This is a genomic window from Nibribacter ruber (genome assembly GCF_009913235.1).
GTDB lineage: Bacteria > Bacteroidota > Bacteroidia > Cytophagales > Hymenobacteraceae > Nibribacter > Nibribacter ruber.
In genome coordinates this window covers 2,957,819-2,969,920 of the sequence record NZ_CP047897.1, presented here as the reverse complement: position 1 = coordinate 2,969,920, position 12,102 = coordinate 2,957,819, and the positions used below count along the sequence as shown (strand labels likewise).

Annotated in this window: 11 protein-coding genes; 4 read left to right on the top strand and 7 right to left on the bottom strand. The window is 51.2% G+C overall.

The window, feature by feature from the left end:
• Window positions 1–21: 21 nt before the first annotated feature.
• Complete coding sequence (locus GU926_RS12495) at window positions 22–1,020, bottom strand: YihY/virulence factor BrkB family protein (RefSeq protein ID WP_160692351.1); 999 nt, start codon at window positions 1,018–1,020, stop codon at window positions 22–24.
• 189 nt (window positions 1,021–1,209) lie between these two features.
• Here GU926_RS12495 and gltX point away from each other — a divergent pair, with 189 nt between their 5' ends.
• The 3 genes from gltX (at window position 1,210) to GU926_RS12480 (ending at window position 4,110) form a co-directional block, all read left to right on the top strand.
• On the top strand, window positions 1,210–2,748 hold the full coding sequence (gene gltX, locus GU926_RS12490) for a glutamate--tRNA ligase (RefSeq protein WP_160692349.1): 1,539 nt from the start codon (window positions 1,210–1,212) through the stop codon (window positions 2,746–2,748).
• A 225-nt stretch (window positions 2,749–2,973) separates the two neighbouring features.
• On the top strand, window positions 2,974–3,342 hold the full coding sequence (locus tag GU926_RS12485) for a hypothetical protein (RefSeq protein ID WP_160692347.1): 369 nt from the start codon (window positions 2,974–2,976) through the stop codon (window positions 3,340–3,342).
• Between the two features lie 6 nt (window positions 3,343–3,348).
• On the top strand, window positions 3,349–4,110 hold the full coding sequence (locus GU926_RS12480) for a TIGR00266 family protein (RefSeq protein ID WP_160692345.1): 762 nt from the start codon (window positions 3,349–3,351) through the stop codon (window positions 4,108–4,110).
• 104 nt (window positions 4,111–4,214) lie between these two features.
• Here GU926_RS12480 and GU926_RS12475 read toward each other — a convergent pair whose 3' ends face one another.
• The 3 genes from GU926_RS12475 to lptB form a co-directional block, all read right to left on the bottom strand.
• Window positions 4,215–5,735: a GH3 auxin-responsive promoter family protein gene (locus GU926_RS12475; RefSeq protein WP_232058318.1), complete on the bottom strand. Its 1,521-nt coding sequence runs from the start codon at window positions 5,733–5,735 to the stop codon at window positions 4,215–4,217.
• Between the two features lie 92 nt (window positions 5,736–5,827).
• The gene (locus tag GU926_RS12470) at window positions 5,828–6,184 is read right to left on the bottom strand and encodes a four helix bundle protein (protein WP_160692343.1); all 357 of its coding nucleotides are present in this window, start codon (window positions 6,182–6,184) and stop codon (window positions 5,828–5,830) included.
• A 199-nt stretch (window positions 6,185–6,383) separates the two neighbouring features.
• Window positions 6,384–7,115, bottom strand: a complete 732-nt coding sequence (gene lptB, locus GU926_RS12465) for an LPS export ABC transporter ATP-binding protein (RefSeq protein WP_160692341.1) — start codon at window positions 7,113–7,115, stop codon at window positions 6,384–6,386.
• 195 nt (window positions 7,116–7,310) lie between these two features.
• On the opposite strand from lptB, the gene GU926_RS12460 reads away from it, so the two are divergent.
• Complete coding sequence (locus GU926_RS12460; protein ID WP_160692339.1) at window positions 7,311–8,075, top strand: glycoside hydrolase family 25 protein; 765 nt, start codon at window positions 7,311–7,313, stop codon at window positions 8,073–8,075.
• A 42-nt stretch (window positions 8,076–8,117) separates the two neighbouring features.
• Here GU926_RS12460 and GU926_RS12455 read toward each other — a convergent pair whose 3' ends face one another.
• From GU926_RS12455 to GU926_RS12450, 3 genes are all read right to left on the bottom strand, one after another.
• Window positions 8,118–8,642 (bottom strand): FtsZ/tubulin family protein, encoded by a 525-nt coding sequence (locus GU926_RS12455; protein WP_160692337.1) that lies wholly within the window; start codon window positions 8,640–8,642, stop codon window positions 8,118–8,120.
• 160 nt (window positions 8,643–8,802) lie between these two features.
• Entirely contained in the window at window positions 8,803–8,925 is a 123-nt protein-coding gene (locus tag GU926_RS18620; protein WP_262886141.1) for a hypothetical protein, read from the bottom strand.
• 109 nt (window positions 8,926–9,034) lie between these two features.
• A complete protein-coding gene (locus GU926_RS12450; RefSeq protein WP_160692335.1) occupies window positions 9,035–11,962 on the bottom strand; it encodes an alpha/beta hydrolase family protein in 2,928 nt (975 codons plus the stop codon).
• Window positions 11,963–12,102 lie beyond the last annotated feature (140 nt).

Below are 12,102 nucleotides of genomic sequence, written 5' to 3'. Positions count from 1 at the left end.
AGAAAACAAGCCAAAAACGGGCTACTTGTTTTTCGCTTGCTCCTCTTCTTCGGGGTCTTCTTCCCCTTTGGCTTTGGCCTCATTGGGGCCGGGCTCTGCGTTAAGCGGGGCTTTGCCTATTTCTACTTCCTTGTTTTCTACCCGCACCGCATAGGTAGACGGGTAAATGTTGGCACCATAACGGCGGGCATACACCAACGTGAACTGTGCGCCTAGAAAGATGATCTGCGAGGTATAAAACACCCACACCAGCACCACAATCACAGACCCCGCCGCCCCATAGATACTGGAGAAGTCACTGTTGCCCAGATACAACCCAATCAAGGATTTACCCAACGCAAAGAGAAGTGCTGTTACCAAAGAGCCTACCCACACGTCCTTCCACTTGATTTTGGCATCTGGCAGAAACTTGTAAATAAGGGCAAACAGAAACGTGACCACGGCGGTAGACACCAGAAAATTAGTAGCCTGCGTGAGTTGCAAGAGCGAAGGATCCACTTTTTTAGCCAGGTAAGAGGTGATTACCACCAAGATGGCGTTCACAATCAAACTCACCAGCAGCAGGAAGACAATCCCCAGAATCATGGCGAAGGACAACAACCGATCCACCAGAATCTTCAGATACTCGTTCTTGGGCTTCGGCTTTACGCCCCAGATTTGGTTCAGAGACTCCTGCAAGGAAATAAATACGCCCGTGGCTCCCACCAGCAATGTGGTCACCCCAATCATCGTGGCCAAGTTAAAGTCGGCGGATTGGTGGATGCTTTCCACCATCTCCTGGATGCTGGCCGCGCTCTTGCTCCCTAAAAGATCCCGCAGCTGGGTATACACTTCTCCCTGCACTGCCTCGCGCCCAAAAACGGCCCCGGCGGTGTTGATCATGATGATGAGAATAGGCGGCAGCGCGAAAATGGTGTAATAGGCCAGCGCCGCTCCTTTCTGGAACGAGTTGTTGTCCAGGAAGTCAAACCAGACCTCCTTGATGATGCACCAGCCTTCCACAAAAATCTTCTTGAACATGAACCAAGGTTTCCACCTACATACGCAACACAGCATTTAGGTTTTAGAATGGCCCCCAAACTCTTTCTGCCACGCCTGCCTTGCACGGTTACCAAGCCATAACCCACGGCGCAGCAAGGTTTTGCACATAAAAGTTTAGGAAAGACTTGAAATAGCGTACTTTTGCACCCTGTTTAACAAAGGATGACCATGGAAAGAGAAGTACGTGTACGCTTTGCCCCTAGCCCAACCGGTGCCTTGCACATTGGCGGGGTACGCACAGCCCTATATAATTACCTTTTCGCGAAGAAGATGGGCGGCAAGATGTTGCTGCGCATTGAAGATACAGACCAAAATCGCTTTGTGCCCGGCGCCGAGCAGTACATCTTTGACAGCCTGGAATGGTGTGGCATCAAGTTGGACGAAAGCCCCGTACACGGTGGTCCGCATGCACCCTACCGCCAGTCTGAGCGCAAGCCCATGTACATGGACTACGCCTTGCAACTGGTAAACGCCGGCCACGCCTACTATGCCTTTGATACCTCTGAGGAACTGGAAGCCATGCGCGAGCGCCTGAAAGCCGCCAAGGTAGCCACCCCGCAATACAACGCCATTACGCGCGCCACCATGAAGAACTCCCTCACCCTGCCAGAGGATGAGGTGAAGCGCAGACTGGAAAGCGGCGATCCGTACGTGATCCGTTTGAAAGTACCCCGCAAAGAAGAAATTAGACTCAAAGACATGATCAGAGGCTGGGTGATGGTACACTCCTCGGCTATTGATGACAAGGTCTTGATGAAGTCGGACGGCATGCCTACCTACCACTTGGCCAACATCGTGGATGACCATTTAATGGAAATCACCCACGTAATACGCGGCGAAGAGTGGTTGCCAAGCGCGCCTTTACACGTGTTGTTGTACCGCTATTTTGGCTGGGAAGACACCATGCCAGAATTTGCTCACTTGCCTTTGTTATTGAAGCCTGATGGTAACGGCAAACTAAGCAAGCGCGACGGTGATAAATTGGGCTTCCCGGTGTTCCCGTTGTTCTGGCAAGACCCTAACACCGGTGAGACCGCCAGCGGCTACCGCGAGAGCGGCTATCTGCCCGAGGCGTTCATCAACTTCCTGGCCTTCCTAGGCTGGAACCCTGGTACGCAACAGGAGCTGTTTACCATGGATGAACTAATTGAGGCCTTCAGCATTGAGCGCATTGGCAAGTCCGGCACCCGTTTTGACATCCAGAAAGCCCGTTGGTACAATGAGCAATACCTTCGTGCGAAGCCTGATACTGAGTTAGCCCAGTACCTGTTAGCGTCTTTGAAAGAACAGAACATTGAGTGTTCAGAAGACCGCGCCGTGAAGATTGTGAGCTTGATGAAAGAGCGCGTGACCTTCCCTCAGGACTTCGCCAAGGAGGCTACCTACTTCTTCTCTGCCCCAACGCAATACAATGAGCAGGTGGCCGCCAAGAAATGGAACGCCGCCGGAGCCGCCGCCTTTGTGCAGTTCAGAAATGAACTGAGCACGCTGGAGGACTTCAACGCAGACTCTGTAAAAGCTTTGTTGTTGCAGATTCTGGAGCGCAACGGTCTTAAGATTGGCCAAGTGATGCAGGCGCTTAGAATTGCCGTGACGGGCGTTGAGGCTGGTCCAGACCTGATGGCCATCATTGAGATCATTGGTAAGGAAGAGACGCAACAGCGCATTGACGCCGCCATCTCTAAATTGAGCCAGTACGCAGTTTAAGTAAGCACTACATACAAATTCTTTGAAGCCGTTTTTGGGCTGTTTTCTAGAAAACAGCCCAAAAACGGCTTCTTCGTTTCAGCAAAAACAATTCAATTCACAGAGACGCTTGCGTAAGCCGATGGTTTCTTCTTAATTCGCCTAATCCTTCTTAGGATTTTTCCCGTTTGTAGTAGCATTGACTTACCAGTCCGAAAGGTCTGGTTCACCCCTAATCCTACTGCCATGGCTAAGAAAAAACCAGAAAAGAAGAAGGAGAACAAGCCGGAGAAAAAAGCGAAGGTGCACCCTGAGCTGGAAGGCTTCGAGATTAAGATAAATCCACTGGGCGACATTACCTCTAACTTTAACATAGACCAGCTCAACGACTTCCTGGACCGCAACGTGCGCGACAAGAAACTGGTAGGCGACCAAGGCAAGAAGCGCCCTGGAGAAGAGGAAGAAGAGTTCCCGATTGAAGAAACCGCCGATGGGGAGGAAAACGAGGAGGATTTCTTTAAGGGAAAGGCTAAATTGTCTGAAGAAGACGAGGCCGATTTGGGCAAAGAGCTAAAAGACCCTCCGGCGGATGACAAGAAGCCTAAGAAAAAATAAAACTATATGAGATCACACGAGATTGATTACCGCATCCATGGCTCTGACATTCAGGTGCTGGAAGTAGAACTAGACCCGCAGGAAACCGTCATTGCCGAGGCCGGCGCCATGGTCTTTATGGAAGACGGCATCCAGTTTGAAACCAAGATGGGCGACGGCTCCAATCCTAGCCAAGGATTCTTCGGGAAGTTGGTCTCTGCCGGTAGCCGATTGATCACGGGTGAATCTCTGTTCATGACGCACTTCACGCACCGCGGGTACAGCAAGGCCAAGGTAGCTTTCTCGGCTCCCTACCCTGGTACTATCATGCCCATCAATCTGGCGGAGTTTCCGCAGGGATTGATCGTGCAGAAAGACGGTTTCCTGGCCGCGGCCATGGGCACCAAGATTGCCATGCACCTGAACCAGCGCCTAGGCGCGGGCTTCTTTGGCGGCGAGGGCTTCATCATGCAAAAACTCACCGGCGATGGCCTGGCCTTCATTCATGCCGGCGGAACCGTGGTAGAGCGTCATCTGCACAATGAGACCCTGCGCGTGGATACAGGGTGCGTGGTAGCCTATGAAGCCGGCATCGACTTTGATATTCAGCAAACTGGCGGTTTGAAGTCTATGGTGTTTGGCGGCGAAGGCTTGTTCTTGGCTACCCTGCGCGGAACCGGTAGAGTTTGGATTCAGTCCATGCCTATCAAGAAACTTATCCAGGCCTTGATGCCGCACGGCGGAAACGCCACCAAAGAAGGCGGCCTGTTGAGCAGTTTTATGGAATAGCAACTCCCTTTCTATGAAAAGACAAATGCCCGGTTCACGCCGGGCATTTTCTGTTACCTCCGTTTTTGGCCTCTTTTCACGAAAACAGGCCAAAAACGAATGGCTTACACCAAGTTATTCACCTCCAGAATCTCTTCCAGATAGTCGCGGTTGTTAGCCAGTCTGGGGACCTTGTGCTGACCACCCATTTTGCCTTTGTGTTCCAGCCAGTTCAAGAAAGCGCCTTTTGGGGCTACGGTAATCAAAGGCGCTTGCAAGGCCATGTCTTTGTAGCGCTTAGCGTCATAATCTGAGTTGATTTGACGCAGCGTTGCATCTAAGACATCTGTAAACTGTTCAATACTAGAAGGCTGCTTAGAGAACTCTATAATCCACTGGTGACCACCTTTGCTCTTCCCTTCAAAATAGATAGGCGCCGCCGTGAAGTTGGTGATGGTAGCACCAGTAGCATCGCAGGCCTTGGTGATGGCGGTTTCCGCGTTCTCCACTACTACCTCCTCGCCGAAAGCGTTGATGAAGTGCTTAGTCCTCCCCGAGATTTTGATGCGGTAGGGAGAAAGCGAGGTGAATTTAACCGTATCGCCAATCTTGTAGCGCCAGAGGCCGGCGTTGGTAGAGATTAGCAAGGCGTAGTTCTGGCCCAGTTCCACCTGGTCTAGCGTGAGCACCTTGGGGTGTTCTTTGTCTTCCTCTTCCATAGGGATGAACTCATAGAACACGCCGTAGTCCAGCATCAGGAGCATCTCGTCCTTTAGGCTAGGCTCATCCTGTATCCCGAAGAAGCCTTCAGAGGCATTGTAAATCTCCAGGTAGTTCATCTTGTCCGTGGGGATGATCTGCCGGAAGAGCTCTCTGTACGGCCCAAAGGCTACCGCTCCATGCGCGAACAATTCCAGGTTCGGCCATACTTCGGTAATGTCCTTGGCTCCTGTCTCTTCCAGAATCCTGTTCAAGAGTACGTACGTCCAGGTAGGCACGCCCGAGATGCTGGTCACGTTCTCCTTCACGCAGATTTCCACCATCTTGGCAATCTTCTCTTCCCACTTGTCCATGAGCGCCACCTTGAGCGGGGGCGTGCGTATGGCCTCGGCCCACAGCGGCAGGTTCTGCATGATGACCGCAGACACGTCGCCGCAGCGGGTATCAGAGTTGAACTCATTGGGATGGTGCGTACCGCCAATAGACAGCCCCTTCCCTGAGAAGACTTTAGTGTCTGGGTAGTTGTTGACGTAGATGGAGAGCATGTCCTTGCCGCCCTTGTAATGGCAATCTTCCAGAGCCTCGGGACTTACGGGAATGAACTTACTGCGCGCATTGGTAGTGCCCGAAGACTTAGCGAACCACTCAATCTTAGACGGCCACAGCACGTTCTGCTCCCCGCGCATGATGCGCTCAATGTGCGGATACAAGTCTTCATACGTGCAAATGGGCACCCGCTCCTGAAACTCACGCACGCTCAGCTTATCTGAATAGCCGTACTGCTTTCCCCACTCGGTGTTTTTAGCGGTGTTAATCAGGTTGGAAAACAATTCGCTTTGGACGTCATGCGGGTATTTTCTAAACAGGTCTATCTGGTGGACCCGCTTCTTCATTACCCACGTCACAATTGAATTGATGATTTCCATGAAAACAGTAAACAGTTATCAGTAATAAGTAAACAGTGATTTTAGTTATCAATAACCAGGAATTAGCAACCAGTTTATTCTGACAGAATTACCTATTTCGGTGTGATTCTGGTCTTCTTGAGGATGCTAAACATGATCCGGCTGAGTTCATCTGCATCCTTGAGTAGTCTATCCACTAAAATAGGTTCAATATACTCCGTATCCCTTAGTAGGTTCAACCAATATTTCGTTTCTAGGGTCTCTTTATAGGCCAAGGAAATTTTAGAGGAGAAATCAGCTGTAGAAATGGCACCATTCGCTTCAGCTACATTTGCACCAATAGAAGTGCCACTTCTTAGCAACTGCTTAGAAAGAACATATTCCCTTTTCTCACCGCTAATCTGCTGATATAATCGCACCATCTCCACAGCAAAGGCATAACTCTTCTTGTACAGATTATTCTCCAACATCTTTTCAGTTATCAGTGAGCAGTAATGAGTAAACAGGGGTTTCCAGTAAATAGGGAGCAGAAATTAGTAAACAGTCATACCATGCTTTAGCTCATTGACAATACTAACGGTTGGAAGCAAAACGATAAAACTGTTTACTACTAACTGTTAATTGTTAACTGAGAAACTGTTTACTTATTACTGCTAACTGATAATTGTTCTACACTTTCCGTTTCAATTCAAAGTGCTTACCCAGATACACGCGTCTCACCTGCTCATCGGCGGCGAGATCTTCGGCGGTGCCGGATTTGAGGATTTTGCCTTCAAAGAGCAGGTAGGCGCGGTCCACGATGGAAAGGGTCTCGTTCACGTTGTGGTCGGTGATGAGAATGCCTATGTTCTTGGTCTTGAGCTTAGACACAATGCTCTGAATCTCCTCTACCGCAATGGGGTCAACGCCTGCAAAGGGCTCATCCAACAGCACGAAGCTCGGGTCCACGGCCAGGGCACGGGCAATCTCGGTACGGCGGCGCTCACCGCCAGACAGTACCACACCCTTGTTTTTACGTACATGGGTAAGGGAGAACTCTTCTAAGAGCTCTTCTACTTTCTCCTTCTGCTCCTGCTTGGGCCGGCCCGTCATCTCCAGCACCGACAGGATGTTTTCTTCTACCGTAAGGTCTCTGAACACCGAGGCCTCTTGCGCCAGATACCCCACTCCTTTCTTGGCCCGGCGGTACATGGGCAGCTGCGTAATGTCCTCCTGGTCCAGAAAAATCTTTCCAGAATTGGGTTTCACCAAGCCCACAATCATGTAGAACGAAGTAGTCTTTCCCGCGCCATTAGGCCCCAGCAGTCCCACAATCTCGCCTTGGTTCACTTCCACACTCACGTCGTTCACCACCGTGCGCGACTTATATTTTTTGAATAGATGTTCGGCTCTTAAAATCATTGGGCTAAAAATAGTCAATAAACCGCAGATGTGATACTCTAACGCATAAGTGCCTCCGGTACGCATATAAAACATGAATGTTTCACTGATAATTGCACTTTATAAGGGAGTTTGTTTTATAATTCAGGGAATGTTTGATTGGCTTTATTCTTCTTTCTAATTTACAATACCTTTTAGTACAAGCGCTTATCACTCATGGCTTCCTTTTTTACTACAGCTGGCTGGCGAACCTTCACTGCTACCGTTCTTTTGGCGGGCAGTATCACTTTGATGGGAGCCAATACCAACTCGTCTAACTTTCTGCACGGCATTGACGTGTCCAGATACCAGGCCGAGGTGAACTGGGAGCACGTGAAGGAATCTAACATCAGCTTCGCGTTCATGAAAGCCACCGAAGGCGATTTTCTGCGCGATCCTTACTTTAAACGCAACTGGGAACTTAGCCGCCAGCACGGCATTAAACGCGGCGCCTACCATTTCTACCTGCCTTGGGTAAACGTAGACCAGCAGATAGAACTGTTCAAGAAGACCGTAGACCTGCAGCCGGGAGATTTAGCACCAGTACTGGATTTAGAGACCTTCGCCAGAGACATCTCAGACGCCCAGATGCGCATTGACATCAAGCGCTGGCTGGTGGGCATTGAAGATCATTACGGCATCAAGCCCATCATCTACACCTACCAGGGTTTCTATGACAAAAAGCTGAGAGGCCACTTTGCCGGCTATAAGTTCTGGATTGCCCGCTACAAAAACGAGGAGCCCTCTACGCACCCCAATGACCAGATGGCCTTCTGGCAGTATTCAGAAAAAGGCACGGTAAAGGGCATTAAAACCCCCGTAGACGTGAACTGGTTCTACGGCGACATCAACGCCCTCAACACCCACTGCCTGCCACAACCGTCTGTGGCTCCGGCAGCGGCTTCTTCCTCTGCACTTGCGCAAACCGAACCTGCGTTTTAAGGCTATTTCCTGAAAAACAGCCCAAAAACGCGTCGCGCGGGTTTAGTAAGACGCCAGCAGAAACACTTCCAACTCATGGTCCAGACTATTCTCCAGTGAGTGACCAAAGATGACTTCACTCTCCTCGCCGCAGGCCTCTTGAATGGCGTCTGTGATGTCGTTTAGTTCATCCATCTCTAGTTCTGCCTTGGCACTTGACAAAATTTGCAGTAAGACTCTTGCTGCATCCTTGGCCTGGCCAGGCACCATGTACGGCGAAGAAAAAAGCTGCTCGGTGACCAGGGCTACCCGATCCTTTCCGCTGGCCTTGGCCACACTTACTGAAGACGGTCTTTTGCTTCTAATCACGGTCTTCACATCTGCAAAGTCTACATTCACCCCACCCTGCAACGCTTCTTGAATAAGCGCAATCAGGTACGTCATGGTTTGCTTGATGGCTGCTAACAAGGCTGGGTCCTGAAAAGCCGGAACGTCTCCTGACAATGGTAACACAATCATGGAGTCTACAGTTGCCAGAACCTCTTGATGCTTCCCCGTAGAGACTTTCACGTGGTCCGTTGGAGCCACAGTTATGCAATGGTAAACATGGTGGGAGGCCTCTTTCCCAGCCTTGAAAGCATGTCTGGAGTAAGCGCTTCGGCCTCGGCTACCAAGAGCAGTACTTCTTCTTTTTGATGCTGAGAACTTTCATCTAGGGGTTCCACCCAATTCAGGTCGTGGTGCATTTCTACTCCCGTGAGGGGCTTTTGTTGAAAGATGCTTTGTACGGCTTCTGTTGAAAGATGCTTTGTACGGCTTCGCCGAGTTTGCCCAGCAGGACGGCGGTGATGTTGGTAGTGGCGGTGTTCATGTGGTTTTGCGTTTGATGGAAGATAGTCAGTTTAAACAGGAAACGCCCAGCCACTTTTGAGTAGCTGGGCGTTTTTGGCTTGTTTTCCGGGAATTAGCCTAAAAACGATTTATTTACCGGCATTCACTGGTACGGCGGTGGCGGTAGTGGCAGGCGGCTGACCGGGCGTTGGCGTGGTGATGGCCGGCTCTTCAATCAGCTCCAGTCCGTATTCCTTGCCTTTCACCAGCGTGGGCACGCCTTTCTTCATCCAGGCTGGTTCTGGCGCGCCTTTCAGGTAATGGTCGAAGAACTGCGACAGGCGTACGGACAAGTCTTTGCGGTTCTTGCGTTGCATCAAGTTGTGGGCCTCGCCGTTGTAGACCAGCATCCACACCGGCTTCTCCAGACGGCGCAAGGCCATGAAGAACTCAATGCCCTGGTACCACGGAACAGCGCCGTCATTGTCATTACTCATAATCATCAAAGGCGTTTCTACCTTGGGGGCGAAGAACAGCGGGGAGTTCTCAATGTACTGCATCGGTTTCTCCCAGAGGGTTCCACCAATCCGGCTCTGCGTGCGCTCATACTGGAACTGACGGCTCATACCGCTTTCCCAACGTATTCCGCCATAGGCGCTGGTCATGTTGCTCACCGGCGCGCCGGCCATGGCGGCTTTGAACAGGTTGGTACGCGTCACCAGATACGCAATCTGGTAGCCGCCCCAGCTCTGGCCTTGCAAGGCCATGTTCTTCTCGTCTACAAATCCTTTGGCTACTAGGCTCTGCACACCCGGAATGATGGAATTGTAGGCGCTTTCGCCTGGATAGCCGTCTTTGTACACAATGTCTGGCACAAACACCAGGTAGCCCTGGCTCACGAACAATGGAATGTTGATAGTTGAGGCGCTTGGGGCCGGCGTGCGGTAGTTGTGCAGGGTCTCGGCGTTGCGCTCATAGAAATATACCAGCATGGGGTACTTCTTATTCGGGTCAAAATTGTCTGGCTTGAACAAGAGGCCTTCCAGCGGAATGTTGTCATTGGAGCGCCAGTTTACCAGATCCACGGTACCCCAAGCGTACTGGCTCTGTTGCGGGTTGGCATCGCTTACTTTCTGCGGAGTTGCAAAGCTGGTAGTGGTCACCCAAACATCTGGGAACATAGTGTAACTGCCTCTTCTAAAGATGAGGCGGTCAGCGTTCTTGGCTTTCTGCACCCCCGTGAAAGAGTACGGTTCCATTAAGACCTTCTGCGGGGCTCCTGCTTTGGTCACGTAGTCTGTGTAGAAACCGCTGCCTTTGGTTTTCCAATCGAAGGTTCTCAACAAGAGCTTGTCCTCAGCCGGAATGGTGCGCTGCGAAGGGTTCAAGCTTAGGTATCTGAACTGCAAATTGTTCTTCCGGCCAAAGCCATCTGTCACGTTCACAGCATTGTCTTTTCCGCTTGGGTCTAAGCGCCAGATGTCAAACTGGTCATACACTAGCAAATGCTCATCTTCCTTGGTCCAACCGGCCAAACCGTACTCCTCTGGCAGGGTAGGCATGTCATGTTGTACGTCGTAGAAAGGCGTTTTAAGGGCGCGGGTCAGGTTGATAGGCGCGTTGGCCTTCACGCTCATGGCTTTCCAGGAGCTGTCGGCGGGCTCATACCAGTACAGATATTTGCCAGCCGGCGATAGTCTTGGATTCCCTCTGGTGGCTTTGGAGACAAGTCGGCGGCTTCCGTCTTTGAGGTTGATTAACCAGGCATCTTGTTTAGAAGGCGAATCATAGCCCACGCTCAACAGGTAGTTCACGTTACTGATCCCTACCGCATAATCAGAGGTACGGCCCGGGTTTAAGGCTACCTCTGGAATCTCCAAAGTAGCCAGCTGAATCATTTTCTTAGCCTTCAGGTCATATACCGCCAAAAAAGACCGCTTTTGCTCCCGCTCTAGGTTTTTGAGCTGCATTGGCTGAATGAGGGGATCTTTGTACGTCCAGATGTCCAGGCTTACTTTATCTTCTTCTAGCTTGGTGGTGTCTTTCTCGTACTGCATAGGCCGCGGGAACGTCCCGAAGAAAAGGCGCTCGCCCTTGTCATCAAAGCCCAGCTGCGCGTGCTCGCTTACCATCCATTTGGCCGGCATGCCTTTGTACGCAGTGTCTGCTAGTATTTTGGTGCGGTTATCTTTCTGGGTCCAGTGCATGAGATGGAAGTAGCGCAGGTCTTTGCCGGCGCTGTCCTTGCTGGCTACAAAAGCCAGTTGCTGACCAGTGGCATCCGTCGCGAGGTTCTTATAGCTCACACGGCCCGTGTCTACTGGCATTGCTTTGCGGGTAGCGGTGTTGAAGGCATGTACGCCAGCTTTGTGCAGAGAATCGGTTTCAGCCTTCACGAAGAAGAGCGTACTGCCTTTGCTGGAGAACAGGTAGTCGGTCACGCGGTCAAAGCGGAACTCCTGGCCGGTAGGCAGGTGGCGCAATACCAGCTCGGTGGGGTCTTGCTTACTGGCGCCTGTAGCAGGTTTAGGCGCTGGTTTAGCGGCAGGTTTGGCCGGGGCTTTGCCTTTGGTAGTGTCTTTGGATGCTTTGGTTGCCAAGGGTGCTTCCAGGTGATAGGCCAGCCATTCGCCGTTCTGCTTGGGCAGTTTGTAGGTCTTCACGCGGGCCACGTACTGGGTACTACCTTTGCTCAGGTCATGAATGGCCAGAGAGTCTTTGGGCATTTCCTCAGGCTTCTTCTTTTTGAGCTTGGCCTGGCGCACGGTGGCAAAGGCGGGCTTTATCTGGAAAATGGCAAAGCGGCTGTCTGTGGTGAAGGCGCTGCGGTAGCCTCGGGCAAACTGTTTGGCCGCGCTGGCCTGGGTCAGGTCGCGCAAATGCAGCACGCCGTCGCCTTCCTGCGGGTTGATGCCATACAACAAGAACTTGCCATCTGCCGAGAGGGAGTCGTCTGCAATGGCTTTCCAACTGTCATAGACGTCATGGGTTAAAGGCTTTTTGACGACGGACTGTGCTTGTACAGACACCGCACCTGCCCCTAACACCAGCCCTATAATGAGAGAAGGTAGTTTCATAAGGTTTGTTTGTGGATGATAAAGGTTGGGAAAGGAGAAAGATACCGCTTTTGCCGGTAGAAATAAAGTTATCCACAGAGGGAAGATAGGCAAGCGTTGTTTTTGGCTTGTTTTGCAGGAATTAGGCGAAAAACGAGTGT

What these genes read in the sequence shown, in the direction of transcription:
- GU926_RS12495 (WP_160692351.1), bottom strand. Translation starts at nt 1,020, where the DNA reads ATGTTCAAGAAGATTTTTGTGGAAGGCTGGTGCATCATCAAGGAGGTC.
- gltX (WP_160692349.1), top strand. Translation starts at nt 1,210, where the DNA reads ATGGAAAGAGAAGTACGTGTACGCTTTGCCCCTAGCCCAACCGGTGCC.
- GU926_RS12485 (WP_160692347.1), top strand. Translation starts at nt 2,974, where the DNA reads ATGGCTAAGAAAAAACCAGAAAAGAAGAAGGAGAACAAGCCGGAGAAA.
- GU926_RS12480 (WP_160692345.1), top strand. Translation starts at nt 3,349, where the DNA reads ATGAGATCACACGAGATTGATTACCGCATCCATGGCTCTGACATTCAG.
- GU926_RS12475 (WP_232058318.1), bottom strand. Translation starts at nt 5,735, where the DNA reads ATGGAAATCATCAATTCAATTGTGACGTGGGTAATGAAGAAGCGGGTC.
- GU926_RS12470 (WP_160692343.1), bottom strand. Translation starts at nt 6,184, where the DNA reads ATGTTGGAGAATAATCTGTACAAGAAGAGTTATGCCTTTGCTGTGGAG.
- lptB (WP_160692341.1), bottom strand. Translation starts at nt 7,115, where the DNA reads ATGATTTTAAGAGCCGAACATCTATTCAAAAAATATAAGTCGCGCACG.
- GU926_RS12460 (WP_160692339.1), top strand. Translation starts at nt 7,311, where the DNA reads ATGGCTTCCTTTTTTACTACAGCTGGCTGGCGAACCTTCACTGCTACC.
- GU926_RS18620 (WP_262886141.1), bottom strand. Translation starts at nt 8,925, where the DNA reads ATGAACACCGCCACTACCAACATCACCGCCGTCCTGCTGGGCAAACTC.
- GU926_RS12450 (WP_160692335.1), bottom strand. Translation starts at nt 11,962, where the DNA reads ATGAAACTACCTTCTCTCATTATAGGGCTGGTGTTAGGGGCAGGTGCG.